This is a genomic window from Streptomyces sp. NBC_00038 (assembly GCF_026343635.1).
GTDB lineage: Bacteria > Actinomycetota > Actinomycetes > Streptomycetales > Streptomycetaceae > Streptomyces.
The window spans coordinates 307703-324032 of the sequence record NZ_JAPELQ010000001.1 but is presented as its reverse complement, the minus strand read 5'-3'; the positions used below and the strand labels follow the sequence as shown (position 1 = coordinate 324032).

General features: G+C 71.1%; 15 protein-coding genes and 1 pseudogene. 12 read left to right on the top strand and 4 right to left on the bottom strand.

Annotation, left to right across the window (positions count from 1 at the left end):
* Positions 1 to 54: 54 nt before the first annotated feature.
* The 3 genes and pseudogenes from OG219_RS01560 to OG219_RS01550 all read right to left on the bottom strand — a co-directional run.
* A pseudogene (locus OG219_RS01560) lies at positions 55 to 696 on the bottom strand (DUF4389 domain-containing protein); the annotation flags it as partial.
* A 29-nt stretch (positions 697 to 725) separates the two neighbouring features.
* A complete protein-coding gene (locus OG219_RS01555) occupies positions 726 to 944 on the bottom strand; it encodes a hypothetical protein (protein ID WP_266822034.1) in 219 nt (72 codons plus the stop codon).
* Between the two features lie 47 nt (positions 945 to 991).
* Positions 992 to 1723 carry a CBS domain-containing protein gene (locus tag OG219_RS01550; RefSeq protein ID WP_266822032.1) on the bottom strand — a complete coding sequence of 244 codons (732 nt, stop codon included), beginning with the start codon at positions 1721 to 1723 and terminating at the stop codon, positions 992 to 994.
* A 225-nt stretch (positions 1724 to 1948) separates the two neighbouring features.
* Here OG219_RS01550 and OG219_RS01545 point away from each other — a divergent pair, with 225 nt between their 5' ends.
* From OG219_RS01545 to hypE, 12 genes are all read left to right on the top strand, one after another.
* Positions 1949 to 2824 carry a universal stress protein gene (locus OG219_RS01545; RefSeq protein WP_266822030.1) on the top strand — a complete coding sequence of 292 codons (876 nt, stop codon included), beginning with the start codon at positions 1949 to 1951 and terminating at the stop codon, positions 2822 to 2824.
* Positions 2825 to 3172: 348 nt separating this feature from the next.
* Complete coding sequence (locus OG219_RS01540; protein ID WP_266822028.1) at positions 3173 to 4075, top strand: universal stress protein; 903 nt, start codon at positions 3173 to 3175, stop codon at positions 4073 to 4075.
* Positions 4076 to 4090: 15 nt separating this feature from the next.
* Positions 4091 to 6778: a pyruvate, phosphate dikinase gene (gene ppdK / locus OG219_RS01535; protein WP_266822026.1), complete on the top strand. Its 2688-nt coding sequence runs from the start codon at positions 4091 to 4093 to the stop codon at positions 6776 to 6778.
* A 17-nt stretch (positions 6779 to 6795) separates the two neighbouring features.
* Positions 6796 to 7692 carry a universal stress protein gene (locus tag OG219_RS01530; RefSeq protein ID WP_266822024.1) on the top strand — a complete coding sequence of 299 codons (897 nt, stop codon included), beginning with the start codon at positions 6796 to 6798 and terminating at the stop codon, positions 7690 to 7692.
* Between the two features lie 455 nt (positions 7693 to 8147).
* Positions 8148 to 9275: a 4Fe-4S dicluster domain-containing protein gene (locus OG219_RS01525; protein WP_266822022.1), complete on the top strand. Its 1128-nt coding sequence runs from the start codon at positions 8148 to 8150 to the stop codon at positions 9273 to 9275.
* Positions 9272 to 9727, top strand: coding sequence for a cyclic nucleotide-binding domain-containing protein (locus OG219_RS01520; RefSeq protein ID WP_266822020.1), 456 nt, complete (start codon positions 9272 to 9274; stop codon positions 9725 to 9727). The genes OG219_RS01525 and OG219_RS01520 overlap by 4 nt, the downstream gene beginning before the upstream one ends.
* On the top strand, positions 9727 to 10536 hold the full coding sequence (locus OG219_RS01515; protein WP_266822018.1) for an FAD/NAD(P)-binding protein: 810 nt from the start codon (positions 9727 to 9729) through the stop codon (positions 10534 to 10536). Before OG219_RS01520 ends, OG219_RS01515 begins: the two co-directional genes overlap by 1 nt.
* 1 nt (position 10537) lies before the next feature.
* On the top strand, positions 10538 to 11293 hold the full coding sequence (locus tag OG219_RS01510) for an oxidoreductase (protein ID WP_266822017.1): 756 nt from the start codon (positions 10538 to 10540) through the stop codon (positions 11291 to 11293).
* Entirely contained in the window at positions 11290 to 12621 is a 1332-nt protein-coding gene (locus tag OG219_RS01505) for a Ni/Fe hydrogenase subunit alpha (protein ID WP_266822015.1), read from the top strand. The genes OG219_RS01510 and OG219_RS01505 overlap by 4 nt, the downstream gene beginning before the upstream one ends.
* A 10-nt stretch (positions 12622 to 12631) precedes the next feature.
* Entirely contained in the window at positions 12632 to 13306 is a 675-nt protein-coding gene (locus tag OG219_RS01500) for a CBS domain-containing protein (protein ID WP_266822013.1), read from the top strand.
* Positions 13303 to 14400, top strand: a complete 1098-nt coding sequence (gene hypD / locus OG219_RS01495) for a hydrogenase formation protein HypD (protein WP_266822011.1) — start codon at positions 13303 to 13305, stop codon at positions 14398 to 14400. Before OG219_RS01500 ends, hypD begins: the two co-directional genes overlap by 4 nt.
* A complete protein-coding gene (hypE, locus tag OG219_RS01490) occupies positions 14397 to 15431 on the top strand; it encodes a hydrogenase expression/formation protein HypE (RefSeq protein WP_266822009.1) in 1035 nt (344 codons plus the stop codon). Before hypD ends, hypE begins: the two co-directional genes overlap by 4 nt.
* Positions 15432 to 15592: 161 nt before the next feature.
* On the opposite strand, the gene OG219_RS01485 is transcribed toward hypE, so the two are convergent.
* Positions 15593 to 16132: a flavodoxin domain-containing protein gene (locus OG219_RS01485; RefSeq protein WP_266822007.1), complete on the bottom strand. Its 540-nt coding sequence runs from the start codon at positions 16130 to 16132 to the stop codon at positions 15593 to 15595.
* Positions 16133 to 16330 lie beyond the last annotated feature (198 nt).

The window sequence follows — 16330 nt, the reverse complement described above, 5'->3', positions numbered from 1 at the left end:
CACCCGCCGGTTGGAACATGAGCCACCCGGCGAACGCTGGTCGCGCTGTTGCGCCGGTTCCTCACCGCCCTGGTCGAGTCGGAACGGCGGATACGCGTCGGTCATCGGGGCGGCGTAGGGCGGCCACGCGCAGCGCCCACCGGTTCAGACCGGTCACCAGGTCGAAGATGCCGTGCGGATAGCGGCCGGTGGGGGCCGGCGCGATCCCGGCGAACAGCGTGAGCAGCCCGATGAGCCCGCCCGCGGCCCGAGGCGCGCGGATGCCGCCCAGCAGGAGTCCCAGGACCAGGTAGTGGGGGATGGCCAGGAGCCACCACGTCACCAGGACGAGGCCACGGACAGTTGCTGCGGGTACGCCAAGTCCCGGTGCGCCGGGTAGTCGGGGACATCGGCGGGGGTGAAGGGCGGGTAGCGGTCGGTACCGAGTGCGCCGTACGCGTAGTAGGCCACGCGCCGACTCCAGCGCAGCACACCGGTGTTGAAGTCGAAGAGCGGGCGCGGGTTGCGGCCCGTGACGAGGACGGCGACGAACGCCGCCACGCTCGCGCCCGCGAACGCCACCCACAGGAAGACCAGGATGACGACGTGGGAAAGGGCGAGCAGCCACTTCACCAGTCACAGCCACCGGGACAGTTGTGGATCGAGGGTCGCGTTCAGCCGGGCGAGCTGCCGCGGGCGCACGGCTTGCGTGCTCATGGCGTTCGGTCCCTTCGCGGGGGAGGGGATCAGCGGTAGTTGCGGTGGTCGTCGTGGCCGCCGATGTAGTGCCGCTCGTCTATGACGGTCTCGCGCTCGCCAGGCCGCTTGACGCCGATCGTGGCCAGGAACGTGATGAGTCCGAGGACCCCTCCCGCCATCAGGATGAAGCCGACCATGAACGAGCTGTAGCCGAACACCAGGCAGGCGCCCAGCACCATCGCACCGAGCAGGACGAGCGGAACCATGGCTGTTCTCCTTTGTCGGCCGGGCGCCCTGGGGTGCCCGGGCTGTCTCAGAGCTTGCGAAGCCAGTCGTCGGCGACGCCGTGCAGGGCCTGTTCGGCCGGCTTCAGGTGGGAATCGTCGATCCGGTACGACAGTTGGTCGACGACACCGACGACGCCGTCCAGTTGGCTCGTCATGCGCAACGCGACGTGCTTCTCGCTGAGCCGCTCCAACTGGCCATTGAGAGTGACCACGCCGTCGTGGACGTCGACCCCGATGGTCTGGGGCGCCAGCCACAGGGAGTCGACGACGACGCCCTTGACCACGTCCGCCTGGATCTCGTCGTCCGTGCGCAGGAAGACCTGGAGCAGGTCCCCGCGGGTGACGATGCCTACGAGCCGGGCCTCCTCGTCCACCACGGGCAGCCGCTCCACGTGGTGCAGCGCCATCGTGCGGGCCGCCTCGGCGACGGTGTCGTCGGCGTGGACGGTGACGGGCGGCTCGGTCATCAACTGCCCCGCGGTACGGGCGTGAGCCTTCGCCGCCTGTCTCCGGGCGCCGCGCGTCAGCTCGGCGAACCGGAAGTGGCGCTTCGGCCCGTAGGGCTCGGAGGTCTCCGCCTGCCGCACCATCAGGTCGGTCTCGGAGATCACCCCCATGACCTTGCCGTCCTTGTCCACGACCGGGAGACCGCTGACGCGGTGCTCGCCGAGCAGCCGCGCGACGTCCTTGAACGGGGTCTCGTAGCGCGCCGTGACGACGTCGGCGACCATCAGAGCGCCGATCTTCGTGTGCTTCATGGTGTTCCTTCCCACGCCTTCATCGTCCGGCGCGTGAGATCGCGCCCCCAGAGGCTGACCGGGCAAGCAGGCCGGGACGTTCGGCCCGGACCGCCACCTTCCGGGGGCCGAACGTCCCCGACAAGGGTCGAACCGCCCCTCCTGCCGGCCGGGCACAGGTGTGACGGTGGAGGTAGTCCTCTCTTCAGTGGGATTTCCTCAGCCGGACGGAAGGCGGTGGGGACAATGGAGCTGCCCCTGATCGTGGGCGTCGACGGATCGGAGTCCAGCCTCCGCGCGACGGACTGGTCGGTGGACGAGGCGGCCCGCCACGGCCTGCCGCTCCGCCTGGTGCACGCTTTCCTCTGGGAACGCTACGAAGGCGTTGCACTCGGGAGTGACCTTGGTCGGCGCCCCGGGCAGGTGCTCGCCGAGAACATCGTCGGATCCGCCGCGGAACGCGCCCGGCGGCGCAGGCCGGAGGTGAAGATCTCCACCGAGGCGACGCCGGAGGAAGCGGTGTCCGCTCTGCTGCACGCAGGTCGCAACGCCTCGCTCCTGGTGACCGGCTCGCGTGGCCGCGGCGAGCTGACGGGACTGCTTCTCGGATCGGTCGGCCTGGCCGTGGCGGCCCGCGCCCACTGCCCGGTGATCGTGGTCCGCGGAGACAAGGCAGGACTGGAGGGCACGCACGAGCGGGTCGTGCTTGGTGCCGGGGACCCCGCCGTGAGCGGTGAGGCGGTGCGATTCGCCTTCCGGGAGGCCGAGGCCCGTCGGTGCCCGCTCGAAGTCGTACGAGCCTGGCGCTGCCCCGCGCACGAAACCACCGACCACCCGATGCCGGCCGACGAACCGGCGCGGTACCACGAGGAGCGGGCTTCGGCCCTGCTCGACGCCGCGCTCCACGACGCCGTCGCGGACCACCCGGACGTCCGGGTGCACCGCACCACGGTCGAGGGACCGGCACGGAAGGTCCTGCTGCACCGCTCGGCCGCCGCTGACCTCGTGGTCATCGGAGCCCGGCGCAGGAACGGTCACGTCGGCCTGCAGCTCGGCCGGGTGGGCCACACGCTGTTGCACCATGCGGACTGCCCGGTGGCGATCGTGCCGCAACAGGCGTGACCGTGGAACATGCTCCCGCGCACACCGCACTGCTCCTCGCGCAGGAGTCCCGTGTCTGCCATGACCGCGGTGCGGTGCCCGCCGACGGTGATCGACATGTCGTCGTACCCATCTCGACCGGCGAGGTATCGGTCTCGACACCGACCCCTCTGCCCTCGGCCGCGGCGATCACGCTGTGGACATCGTTTTCTCGCACGCGGAGGGAAGGCTTCCCGGTCCGGTTGCCGATCGCCGGCCTGCGCTGGGGCCGAATGGACCCGGGGGAGGACCTCGCGGCCCCATGCGCACCGGGTTGCCGTGGCGGGACGCTGGCGGTGAGGAACAGGTCGAGCACAGGAGGTACGTGTCATGCTCCCGCCCGTAGCCGTCGGAGTCGATGGATCCCCCGAAAGCCTGGCCGCCGCCGAGTGGGCGGCCCGCGAAGCTCTGCGCCGTGAGCTTCCGCTGCGCCTGGTGCACGCCTGGAACTGGCACCCCCGCCAGGTGGACGGCGAGCCGGCGACCGCGGTGCAACGGCATCTGGCCCGGCGTGCCCTGCGCCAGGCGGAGGAACGCATCCGCGGCGCCTGCCCCGGCGTGCGCCTCTACGACGAGCAGGTCGAGGGCCCGGCGACCGAGGCACTGCTGAACGCGGCCGAGCGGGCCGACCTGCTGGTGCTGGGCTCGCGCGGGCTGAGCGGCTTCACCGGATTCCTGGTGGGCTCCATCGCCCTGGGCGTGGTGGCGAAGGCGACCCGTCCTGTCGTCCTCGTACGAGCGGGGGAGGAGGCGGAGGACGAGCATTTCCCGGCGGACCACGGCAGTGCGTCCACCCGGACCGGGTACCGGGACGTCGTCCTCGCCGTCGACCTGGGCGACCCGTGCGACGAGCTGATCCAGTTCGCCTTCGAGGCGGCCCGGCTGCGCCGCGCCCGGCTCCGGGTGGTCCACGCCTGGCAGCCGCCCTTCCCCCTGAACCTCGGCCCCGGGGACATCGGTCTGATGAACGACCTGCAGCAGGTGGAGGAGTGGCAGGGTTTCCTGTCCGCGCTGATCGGGCCGTGGCGCGACAAGTACGCCGACGTCGACGTCCTGGAGACCGTCGTGGCGGACAGGCCCTCGACCGCGCTGATCCGGGCCGCCTCCGGGGCGAGTCTGCTCGTCGTCGGCCATCGCACGACCGAGCGGCCGGTGGGCCCGCGCACCGGACCCGTCACGCATGCCGCCATCCATCACGTCGGCTGCCCCGTGGCCGTCGTACCCCACGAGTGAGAGGCCGGACCTGTGATGAACGCGCCGACGCAGTACGTGTACGGATTCGCCGACGGCAACCGGGAGATGGCCGGGCTGCTCGGCGGCAAGGGAGCGGGGCTGGCCGAGATGACCAGGCTCGGACTGCCCGTGCCGCCGGGCTTCACCGTCACGACCGAGGCCTGCAAGGTCTACCTGGCCACCGGCGAGGAGCCGCCCGAGCTGGGCATCGAGGTCGCCCGGGCACTGGCCGGTCTGGAACGGGCCATGGGTCGCACGCTAGGACAGCCGGACGAGCCGCTGCTCGTGTCGGTGCGCTCGGGAGCCCGGTTCTCGATGCCCGGGATGATGGAGACGATCCTCGACATCGGCCTGAACGACGCCTCGGTGGCGGGGCTGGCCAAGGCGTCCGGACAGGACCGGTTCGCCTGGGACTCCTACCGGCGGTTGCTGCAGATGTTCGGCCGGACCGTGATGGGCGTGGACGGCGAGCTGTTCGAAGCGGCCATCGCCGAGCACAAGGCCGCGCGCTCGGTGACCGCCGACCACGATCTCGACGCGGGTGAACTGGCGCTGCTCACCGAGGAGTTCAAGGCGGTGATCCGGCGTGAGGCCGGCGAGGACTTCCCGCAGGACCCGGTGGATCAGTTGTACCGGGCCATCCGCGCGGTCTTCGACTCCTGGAACGGGGAGCGGGCCCGCGTCTACCGTCGGCGCGAGCACATCCCCGACGATCTCGGTACCGCCGTGAACATCCAGGCGATGGTCTTCGGCAACCTCGGCCCGGACTCCGGCACCGGTGTCGCCTTCACCCGAGACCCGGCCACCGGCGCCCCCGGCATGTACGGCGACTACCTGTCCGACGCGCAGGGCGAGGACGTCGTTGCCGGTGTGCGTGACGCCGTACCCCTGGACGAACTCAAGACGCTCGACCCGCGTTCGTACGACGAACTCGGCGAGCACCTGCGGACGTTGGAGCGGCACTACCACGACCTGTGCGACGTCGAGTTCACCGTCGAACGGGGCCGATTGTGGATCCTGCAGACCAGGGTCGGCAAGCGCACCGCCGAGGCAGCCTTCCGCATCGCGCACGATCTGCGCGAGGAGCGGGCGATCACGGCGGACGAGGCCCTGGCACGGGTCGACGGCACCGAACTCACCCGGCTGATGTTTCCGCGTTTCGACACCCGGCCGACCGATGTACCGGTGGCCCACGGCGTGCCCGCATCACCGGGGGCCGCGGTGGGCGTAGTCGTCTTCGACTCGGCCAGCGCCGTGCGCCGTGCCGCGGCCGGAGAACACACCGTCCTCGTACGCCGCGAGACCACCCCGGACGACCTGCCCGGGATGATCGCAGCCGAGGCCGTCCTCACCAGCCGCGGCGGCAAGACCAGCCACGCCGCAGTCGTCGCCCGGGGCATGGGCAAGGTGTGCGTGTGCGGGGCCGAGGCGCTGACCGTTGACCCCGTCGCCCGGCAACTCACCACGTCCTCCGGGGTAGTCGTGCGTGAGGGCGACACCATCTCCGTCGACGGCACTGCGGGTACCGTCCACCTCGGCGCGCTCCCGCTCACCGCATCCGAGGTGGGGCGTGCCCTGGAGACCGGATCGGCGAACAGCGGTCCGCTGACGGAGGCCGTGCTGGGCTCGCTCGCCCACGCCGACTCCGTACGCCGCCTCGAAGTGCGGGCCAACGCCGACACGCCCGAGGATGCCGAGCGGGCCCGCGCCCTCGGGGCGCAGGGCATCGGGCTGTGCCGTACCGAGCACATGTTCCTCGGCGAACGCAGGGCGCTGGTCGAGGCGATGATCCTGGCCCGCGACGACACGGCACGCAAGCAGGCGCTGGCGGCGCTGCTCCCGCTCCAGCGAGAGGACTTCACCGGCATCCTGAGGGCGATGGACGGACTGCCGGTGACGATCCGGCTGTTGGATCCCCCACTGCACGAGTTCCTGCCGGACCGGACGGAACTGGCTGTCCGTATCGCCGGCGCCGAGCATCCCGACCCCCACGACCGGGCTCTTCTCGCCGCGGTCGAGCGCATGCACGAGGAGAACCCGATGCTCGGCCTGCGCGGCGTACGCCTCGGTCTCGCCGTGCCCGGACTGGTCGCGATGCAGGTGCGCGCGATCGCGGAGGCCGTCGTCCAGCGGATGCGCGACGGCGGGCACCCGCACGCCGAAATCATGATCCCGCTGGTCGGGACGGTGGAGGAGCTGACGCTGACACGAGCCGAAGTCGAACGTGTCCTCGCCGAGGTCACGGCCGAGACCGGCCAGGCGCTGGACTGCCCGATCGGCACCATGATCGAGCTGCCGCGCGCCGCGCTCACCGCCGGCCGCATCGCCGAGGCCGCCGACTTCTTCTCCTTCGGCACCAACGACCTGACCCAGACCACCTGGGGACTGTCCCGCGACGACGCGGAAGCCTCCTTCTTCCCCCTCTACCTGGAGAAGGGGATCTTCGCGGTGTCGCCCTTCGAGAGCCTCGACCAGGAAGGTGTCGGCAGGCTCGTGGAAATCGCCGTTGAGGCCGGCCGCGCGGTCAACCCCCGTCTGCAGACCGGCGTATGCGGCGAGCACGGTGGCGATCCCGAGTCCATCCACTTCTTCCACCGGGTGGGTCTGGACTACGTCTCCTGCTCGCCCTTCAGGATTCCGGCCGCCCGCCTCGAAGCCGGACGGGCGGCGCTCACCGGCACGGACATCAGCGACAGCAGGTGACGAGGGAGGTGACGGTCATGCTCCGACCAGTTGTGGTCGGCCTGGACGGTTCACGCGAGAGTGACGCCGCGGTCGACTGGGCCGCCAGGGAAGCTCTGCGCCGAGGCCTGCCACTGCGTCTGGTGCACGCCTGGGAAGGGCTGCCCGACGCGGAGACGGGCGCGACCCTGCCCGAACTGCAGGTGCCGCAGTACTGGGCGCGCCGCGTGCTGCGCAGCGCGGACGACCGGCTGAACGAGCGCTATCCGCAGTTGTACGTCGCCGCCGAACAGGTGAGGCGGCCGCCGGGTCCCACGCTGCTTGCCGAGGCGGAGACCGCCGAACTCCTGGTGATCGGCAGCCAGGGCCTCGGCGGTGTCGGAGGGTTCTTCTCGGGATCCGTCGCCATGGCGACCGTCGCGCACGCCGAGCGGCCTGTCGTTCTCGTACGGGCCGGTGACACCGGCGAGGACGAGCACCTCCCGGACTCGGCGGGGAAGCCCTCGGTCCGTACGCCCCTGCGGGACGTCATGGTCGCCGTCGACCTCGGGCGACCATGCGACGCCGTGCTGGAGTTCGCGTTCCACGCCGCGGAGTGCCGTCAGGCGCCGATACGGGCCGTTCACGTCTGGCGTGTTCCGCGCGGACACGGCATCCCGGACACGGAGGAGCGCGCACGGCTCAAGGCGGACGCGGAACGGCAGCTCGCGGCGTTGTTGCAGCCCTGGCGCGAGAAGTTCTCCGGCGTCTACGTGCGCGACAGCGTGATCGAAGGTCGCCCGTCCCACGAGCTCGTGAAGGGCGCGGGAGGGGCAGGCCTGCTCGTGGTGGGCCGCCGGAGGCGTCGCGCCGCGGTCGGTTCCCACACCGGTCCGGTGGCCCACGCGATGATCCACCATGTGAGCTGCCCCATTGCCGTGGTCCCGCACGACTGACACGTCAGGCTGTCGCGAACTCGTCGAGCCCCGCGCCTCGAAGCGGGCGAGACTCCAGAGAGGGAGCCGGCTCCGCGCGGGCGACGCAGGAGGCGGGTGCGACAGCGACGTTCCTGGACGTTCGACGGCTGTGTCCTCCCGAAGGCGGGACCTTCGCGACTTCGAACAGATCGAGGCATGGGCCGCGCACGTCGCTGCCGCGCTCGCGCGTGGATCGGGGCAGCTCTGAACCTGCGCGCTCCCGTCCCTGTTGAGATCCGCTGGCGGGCGCCCGGCGCGACGCCCCTGGTCGTGCCCGGGCGCAGACCGAGCCCCAATGGGTCCCGGATGTGCTTGAAGCATGGGCCGAGCGGCGGGGGTGGGGACCATCGGCCCATCCCGCCGCGAGTCCGCTGCGCCGATGCTGGTGTCGGACGCCCCATCGGTTCGACCAAGTTCGACCAAGGAGGCCGTAGATGACCACCGCCGGAACCACGGCAGTCCTCGACCGGGCAGGGCTCAGCGCCCTGGTCGCCGCTCTGGCGGCCGACGGCCGCACCGTCGTCGGGCCCACGGTCCGCGACGGTGCGGTCGTGCTCGCCGAACTCGACTCGGCCGAGCAGCTCCCGTACGGCTGGGGCGTGGAACTGGACGCCGGACGCTACCGGCTGCGGCGCCGCGAGGACGGTGCCGCCTTCGCGCACTCCGCCGGACCCCAGTCCTGGAAGAACTTCCTGCACACGCAGCGCGAGAAACTGTGGAGCGCCGACCGCTCGCCCGACGGCGGGCTGACCGTACGGCCGGAGACCGTCACGCCACCCTCGTACGCCTTCCTCGGCGTCCGGCCCTGCGACCTGCGGGCGATCGCCATCCAGGACCGTGTGCTGGCCGGAGGGCGTTTCAAGGACGACGGCTACGAGGCCCGCCGCACGGGTGCCTTCCTGATCGCCGTGGAGTGCACCGAGCCCGGGGCCACCTGCTTCTGCGTCTCCATGGGCGGCGGGCCCGGCGCGGACGCGGGATTCGATCTCGCGCTCACCGAGGTCGTCGACGGTGACGGGCACCGTTTCCACGTACGCGTCGGGAGCGAGGACGGAGCGCGGCTGCTCGCCGCAGTTCCGCACCGCGCGGCAGACGCCGCCACCCGGGACTCGGCGCGTGCCGCGGTCGCCGGCGCGGCCGACCGCATGGGCCGGGCCATGCCACCGGTGAGCCTGCGGACGCTCATGGGCGAAAGCCTGGAGGCCGAACGCTGGGACGACGTCGCCGCCCGCTGCCTCACCTGCGGCAACTGCACCATGGTGTGCCCCACCTGCTTCTGCACCACGACCGAGGAGGTCACCGACCTCACCGGCGACCACACCGAGCGCTGGCAGCACTGGGACTCCTGCTTCGACCTGGACTTCTCCCATCTGCACGGTGGCCCGGTGCGCTCCTCGGCGCGCAGCCGCTACCGGCAGTGGCTCACCCACAAACTCGGCACCTGGCACGACCAGTTCGGCAGCTCCGGCTGTGTGGGCTGCGGGCGTTGCATCGTCTGGTGCCCGGCAGGCATCGACATCACCGAGGAAGTCGCGGCTCTCCACGAGGAGGCACGGCAATGAGCACCTTGACCCACGTGTCGACGGCCTTGTCCGCCAGGCACCGAGACCGGCTGATGGGGATGGCCCACGAGGTCACCTTCTCGCAGGGCACCCGCGTCTTCGAGGAAGGGCGCAAGGCCGACCGGTTCTGGATCATCCGCTCCGGGACCGTCGTGCTCGACATGTATGTCCCCGGCCGGCGCTCACCCGTCATCGAGACGCTGGGCCACGGCGAACTCGTCGGCTGGTCCTGGCTGTTCCCTCCCTGTACATGGCAGTTGGGCGCCGAGACGATGACCCCGGTGAGCGCCTTCGAGTTCGACGCCGACACCGTGCGCTTCATGTGCGAGGACGATCCCGTGTTCGGCAGTGCGGTCCAGCAGTGGGTGGGCCGCGTCCTCGCGCACCGGTTGCAGGCGTCCCGGACACGGCTCCTGGACCTGTACGCGCCCTACGGAGGCGGGCAGCCGTGATGAGTGCCTTCCCAGTGCCGTACCGGGTCGTCGACCGCCGGTGGGAGACCCCGGACACGAACACGATCCGCCTCGAACCCGTCGGCGGGGAACTCCCGCGGTTCGCGCCCGGCCAGTTCGCCATGGTCCACGTCTTCGGGCGCGGCGAGATACCCGTCTCGATAAGTGCCATTTCCGCTGCCACGGGAGACCTCGCCTTCACGGTACGCAGCGTCGGCGCCGTCTCAGACGGGCTGTACGAGAGCAGCGAGGGACAGGTCATAGGCGTCCGCGGCCCTTACGGCACAGGCTGGGAACCGGAGAAGGCCGCCGGGCAGGACCTCGTGGTCGTCGCCGGCGGCATCGGGCTCGCCCCGCTGCGTCCCCTGATCCGGCAGGCGGAGGCCGACACGAAGCCGTACGGCCGGCTCAGCGTCCTCATCGGCGCCCGCAGCCCCGCCGACCTCATGGCCCGTTCCGAGGTCCGGCGCTGGCAGACCGCGTACACCGGCGTCACCGTCGACCGGCCGGACGCGGACTGGGACGGCGACGTCGGCCTGGTCACCGCCCTGATCGGGCGCGCCCGCTTCACGCCGGACAACAGCACGGCGTTCATCTGCGGTCCCGAGCCGATGATCCGCGCGACCGCACGTGAACTCGCCGCGGCCGGCCTGCCGGGCGACCGTATCCGCGTGTCGCTGGAACGGAACATGCGCTGCGCCACCGGCCATTGCGGCCACTGCCAGCTGGGGCCGCTGCTGCTGTGCCGGGACGGCCCCGTCGTCACCTGGAGCCAGGCCGAACAGATGCTCTCAGTAAGGGAGTTGTGACATGGCGACACCCACGCTCGCGGTCTTCAAACTGGCCTCCTGCGACGGCTGCCAGCTCACCCTGCTCGACTGCGAGGACGAACTCCTCGGCCTGGCAGGGGCGGTGGAGGTCGCCCACTTCCTGGAGGCGTCGAGCGCCGTGCGGCCAGGACCGTACGATCTCGCGCTCGTCGAGGGATCGGTCACCACGCCCGCCGACGCCGAGCGGATCCGGGCCGTCCGCGCCCAGTCGCGGCACCTGGTCACTATCGGCGCCTGTGCTACCGCGGGCGGCATCCAGGCCCTGCGGAACTTCGCGGACGTCGACGAGTACCGCCGTACGGTCTACGCGCGGCCCGAGTACATCGACACGCTCGCCACGTCCACGCCCGTGTCCGCGCACGTGGACGTCGACTTCGAGCTGCGCGGCTGCCCCATCGACCGTCGGCAGCTCCTCGAAGTCGTCACCGCCTACCTCGCGGGACGCAAGCCGGACATCGCGAACCACAGCGTGTGCTTCGAGTGCAAGCGACGCGGCACCGTGTGCGTCACCGTCGCGCACGGTACCCCCTGCCTCGGACCGGTCACGCACGCCGGGTGCGGAGCGATCTGCCCGGCCTACGGGCGGGGCTGCTACGGCTGCTTCGGCCCCTCCGGTTCCGTGAACCTGCCTGCCCTGATCCCCGTGCTGCGGCGCGACGGGATGGATGAAAGGGATACGCGCCGATTCCTGGAGACCTTCAACGTCGCCGCGTTCGCCAAGGAGGCGCAATCGTGACGCACAAAGGGTCCCGCGTCCTGCACGTCGGCTCGCTCGCCCGGGTCGAAGGGGAGGGCGCCCTGCACCTTCGCGTGCGGGACGGCGCGGTCACTGAGGCGAGACTGCAGATCTACGAACCGCCCCGGTTCTTCGAGGCGTTCCTGCGCGGCCGCGCGCACACCGAGCCGCCGGACATCACCGCCCGGGTGTGCGGGATCTGTCCGGTGGCGTACCAGATGAGCGCCTGCGCGGCGATCGAGGACGCCTGCGGGACCGAGATCGATCCGGTGGTGCGCGAGCTGCGGCGCCTGCTGTACTGCGGGGAGTGGATCGAGAGCCAGACGCTGCACATCTATCTGCTGCACGCTCCCGACTTCCTGGGCTGCGACGGCGCGATCGACCTCGCCCGCGCCCACCGGAGCCACGTGGAGCGCGGTCTGCGGCTCAAGCAGACGGGCAACGCGCTCATGGAGCTCCTCGGTGGACGCGCCATCCATCCGGTCAACGTCCGGCTCGGCGGCTTCCACCGGACACCTTCGAAGTCCGAACTGAAGCCGCTGGCCGAGCAGTTGCGGCGCGCCCTCGACGACGCCTGGGAGACCGTGCGCTGGGTGGCCGGCTTCGACTTCCCCGACGCCATCGTCGACGCCGACTTCCTGGCGCTGGCCGCCCGGGGAACGTACGCCATCGAGTCCGGAACCCCCGCGGTCCTCCGCCCCGACGGGACCCGCACCACCTTCCCACTGGAGGACTTCTCGCTGCACGTGCGCGAGGGGCAGGTGCAGCACTCCACCGCCCTGCAGGCCACGCTCGACGGCCGCCGCCATCTCACCGGCTCGCTCGCCCGGTTCGCGATCAGCGGGCACAACCTGTCCCGCACGGCGCGCGAGGCGGCGCTCGAAGCCGGGCTCGGTGACCCGTATGACGGCGCCGTCTGCCGCAACCCCTACCGGTCGATCCTCGTGCGGGCCGTGGAGACCGTGTATGCCGTCACCGAGGCGCTGCGGATCATCGAGACCTACGAGCAGCCACCGCGCCCGTACGTGGAGGTGCCGCCCAGGGCAGGGACCGGGCACGGTGCCACGGAGGCTCCGCGCGGACTGCTTTACCACCGCTATGTGCTGGACGCGCAAGGGACCGTCACCGATGCTCGGCTCGTCCCGCCCACGGCCCAGAACCAGGGAGCGATCGAGGACGATCTGCGCCACGTCGCCCAGGGCGCCCTCGACACCGGTGAACCGGACGACGAAGAGCTGACTCACCTCTGTGAACGGGCCATCCGCAACCACGACCCGTGCATCTCCTGCGCCACCCATTTCCTCGACCTCACCGTCGAACGCAGCTGAGGAGGACGTCATGTCCGTGCCTGCCAAGCATCCCAAGGGACGGCACACCGTGAGCGATGTGATGACCCACACCGCCGTGGCCGTCGGCCGCGACGCCCCGTTCAAGGAGATCGTCGAGCTGATGGCGCAGTGGAAGATCAGTGCGCTGCCCGTCCTGGAGGGCGAGGGGCGGGTCATCGGTGTGGTCTCCGAGGCGGACCTGCTGCCCAAAGAGGAGTTCCGCGACAGCGATCCCGACCGCTTCACCCAGCTCCAGCGCCTCTCCGACCTGGCCAAGGCGGGGGCGGTGACTGCGGGCGAGCTGATGACGTCGCCGGCGGTCACCGTGCACGCCGACACGACCCTGCCACAAGCCGCGCGCATCCTGGCACAGCGCAAGGTCAAGCGGCTCCCGGTCGTCGACGCTCTGGGAATGCTCGAGGGAGTGGTGAGCCGCAGTGACCTCCTCAAGGTCTTCCTGCGGACCGACGAGGACATCACCCGAGAGGTGGCCGACACGGTCGTCGCGTTCCTCTTCCCCGACCAGGCGGTCACGGCCACCGTCCAAGAGGGAGTCGTCACGATCAGCGGGGCCATTCACAACAAGACCCTGGTCCCTGTCGCCGCCAGGCTTGCCCGGGCGGTCGAGGGCGTCGTCGACGTCCGTGTGGACCTCACCGAGCCCGATCCCGCGCCCCCGCAGTGAAGTACCTCGACGAGTACCGCGACCCCGTGCTCGCCCGCCGTCTGCTGGACGAGCTGCGGGCCACCGCCACCCGTCCCTGGCGGATCATGGAGGTGTGCGGCGGGCAGACCCACACCCTGGTGCGCCAGGGCATCGACGAGCTCCTGCCCGCCGGCATCCGCATGATCCACGGTCCCGGCTGCCCGGTCTGCGTCACGCCGCTCGAAACCCTCGACCGGGCCATGGCGATCGCGGCGCGGCCCGGTGTGATCCTCACCAGTTTCGGCGACATGCTGAGGGTGCCCGGCAGCTCCACCGACCTGCTGTCGCTGCGGGCGCGAGGGGCCGATGTACGGGTCGTGTACTCGCCGATGGACGCCGTGCGCGTCGCCGAGCAGCACCCCGACCACGAAGTCGTCTTCCTGGCCGTCGGGTTCGAGACCACCGCTCCGGCCAACGCGATGGCCGTCCATCACGCCTCACGGCTGGGCCTGGCCAACTTCTCGATGCTGGTCAGCCACGTCCTCGTACCGCCCGCGATGACGGCCCTGCTCGATGACCCGGACTGCGAGGTCGAGGCGTTCCTGGCCGCCGGGCACGTGTGCGCCGTCATGGGCTGGCGGCAGTACGAACCGATCGCCGCCCACTACCAAGTGCCCGTCGTCGTCACCGGATTCGAGCCGCTGGACCTGCTCGAAGGCATCCTCATGGCCGTCCGGCAGCTCGAAGGAGGCCGGTACGAGGTCGAGAACCAGTACGTGCGGGCCGTACGCCGCTCCGGCAACACGGAGGCGCAGGAACTCGTCGCGCGGGTCTTCCGCACCACCGACCGGGCCTGGCGCGGCATCGGCACCCTGCCTGCCAGCGGTCTCGAACTCGCCCCCGACTACGCCTCGTTCGATGCCGTACGCCGCTTCAGCGTCCATGGCCTCCGGCCCGCCGAGGACCCCGACTGCATCGCCGGAGCCATCCTCACGGGTGCCCGGCTGCCCACCGACTGCTCCGCCTACGGGGTTCGCTGCACCCCGCGTACTCCGCTCGGCGCTCCCATGGTGTCCACGGAAGGGACCTGCGCCGCCTTCCACGCCGCCGGCCGACCGAGGAGGACCGTGTGAACCTCGACTGCCCTCTCCCGCACACCGACGCTGAACTCGTGCTGCTCGGGCACGGCGCCGGGGGGCGACTCACCGCAGAACTCCTGGACACACTCGTCCTGCCCGCGCTGGGCGGGCCACCGGGCGGACCCCTGGAGGACGCGGCGCTCCTGCCCGGCAGCGGTGAACTCGTCGTCAGCACCGACTCGTTCGTGGTGAGCCCGCTCGCCTTCCCCGGAGGCGACATCGGCTCGCTCGCCGTCCACGGCACCGTCAACGACCTGGCCATGCGCGGCGCGCTGCCGGTGGCCCTGACCCTCGCGGTGATCGCCGAAGAGGGACTCCCACTGTCGGAACTGCGCGCCGTGCTCACCTCCGCGGGCAAGGCCGCGCACGACGCGGGCGTTCCCGTCATCACCGGAGACACCAAGGTGGTCGGGCGCGGCGCCGCCGACCGTCTCTTCCTCAACACGACCGGTATCGGCCGCCGTATTCCGGGCCTCGAATCTTCCGCCGCCCGCGCTCGCCCCGGAGACGCGGTCCTGCTCTCCGGACCCATCGGCCTGCACGGCATGGCTGTCCTGTCCACCCGTGAAGGACTCGGTTTCGAAACCGACCTCGCGTCCGACACCCGCCCCTTGCACCGACTCGTCCAGGCCATCGCCCCGTTCGGTGCCCACGTCCACACCCTGCGCGACCCCACCCGCGGCGGACTGGCCGCCTCCCTCAACGAGATCGCCCATGACTCGGCCGTCTCCGTCGAGATCGACGAGAGCGCCCTGCCGGTCCCGCCCGCCGTCGCTTCGGCGTGCGACCTCCTGGGTCTCGACCCGCTCACCGTCGCCAACGAGGGCTGCATGGTCGCCTTCGTAGACCCCACAGCCGCGGACGGCGTGCTCGCCGCGCTCCGGTCCCTGCCCGAAGGCGCGGAGGCCCTGCGCATTGGCGAAGCGGGCTCCGGCACTGAGGGCCGCGTCGTGCTCCGCACGCTGGTCGGCGCACGGCGGATCATCGACATGCCGCTGGGGGAGCAACTGCCGCGTATTTGCTGAGGGGCGGCGGGCGGCCCTTCAGGACGCGTGGGCGCGGGCCGCCCGAAGCACCACGTCCAGCACCTCGACAAGTACCGAATCCCGCGTCCGTCCGGATGTCTTCCGGACGGACGCGGCGCTCGTCGATCGCCCTGTGTCCGGCGCGTGGTGGACATGCCGCTCTACGGGAGCAGCCTGCGCGTATCCGCTGAGCGCCGAAGCTCCGCCTCACTGTGCTCGGCGAGGTCGAGCGCGATCTCCAGGGCCCACGCGTGGACCTCCTCCCAGTCACGGAAGTCGCCGTAACGGCCGCCCATGAGGCGGTAGATGACCCGTCCCACGGCCGGGATGTGCTCTCGTTCCAGCGCACCCGCGAAGAGCCAGTGGCCACGCGGCCGGACTGCGCGCCTCAGCTCCGGCAGCTGCTTCGGTTCGGCCGCGTGCTCCTCGAACCAGCCGCCGACCACACGTGCGAGACCGACACTGAAGAACCACACCGGCCGCGTGCACAGTTCGTCGCTCCGAGCGCGTACGAAGTCCGCGGCGGCGGGCATCCAGGCCCCGCTGTGGATCGCGCTCCCCAGTACGAACGCGTCGTAGCCGTCCGTCTCCAGCTTCTCGTCCACCGGCCGCACGTCCACCTGGTGTCCCAACTCCCGCAGCCGGTTGCCGAGGCTCTCGGCGACGCCCCGGGTCGAGCCGTGCTCGCTCGCGTAACCCACCAGTATCTGTATCTCGTCACCTCGTCAGGGCTTTCGGGGAAGCGGTGTTCAGGGGAAGCGGAACGACCTGCGCGCCCGGCTCGTAAGGCGGGCGCGCAGGCCGTGCGGCACCGAGCTGAGCGGTGCTCAGACGTGCCGCACCGGGATGGTCCTGGTACCCGCCCTCGTCTCGGGAACCGGGACCTCGACAGTCAGCAC

Bases quoted from the DNA above. Each gene is read 5' to 3' on its own strand.
- OG219_RS01555 (WP_266822034.1), bottom strand. From the start codon at position 944: ATGGTTCCGCTCGTCCTGCTCGGTGCGATGGTGCTGGGCGCCTGCCTG.
- OG219_RS01550 (WP_266822032.1), bottom strand. From the start codon at position 1,723: ATGAAGCACACGAAGATCGGCGCTCTGATGGTCGCCGACGTCGTCACG.
- OG219_RS01545 (WP_266822030.1), top strand. From the start codon at position 1,949: ATGGAGCTGCCCCTGATCGTGGGCGTCGACGGATCGGAGTCCAGCCTC.
- OG219_RS01540 (WP_266822028.1), top strand. From the start codon at position 3,173: ATGCTCCCGCCCGTAGCCGTCGGAGTCGATGGATCCCCCGAAAGCCTG.
- ppdK (WP_266822026.1), top strand. From the start codon at position 4,091: ATGAACGCGCCGACGCAGTACGTGTACGGATTCGCCGACGGCAACCGG.
- OG219_RS01530 (WP_266822024.1), top strand. From the start codon at position 6,796: ATGCTCCGACCAGTTGTGGTCGGCCTGGACGGTTCACGCGAGAGTGAC.
- OG219_RS01525 (WP_266822022.1), top strand. From the start codon at position 8,148: ATGACCACCGCCGGAACCACGGCAGTCCTCGACCGGGCAGGGCTCAGC.
- OG219_RS01520 (WP_266822020.1), top strand. From the start codon at position 9,272: ATGAGCACCTTGACCCACGTGTCGACGGCCTTGTCCGCCAGGCACCGA.
- OG219_RS01515 (WP_266822018.1), top strand. From the start codon at position 9,727: ATGAGTGCCTTCCCAGTGCCGTACCGGGTCGTCGACCGCCGGTGGGAG.
- OG219_RS01510 (WP_266822017.1), top strand. From the start codon at position 10,538: ATGGCGACACCCACGCTCGCGGTCTTCAAACTGGCCTCCTGCGACGGC.
- OG219_RS01500 (WP_266822013.1), top strand. From the start codon at position 12,632: ATGTCCGTGCCTGCCAAGCATCCCAAGGGACGGCACACCGTGAGCGAT.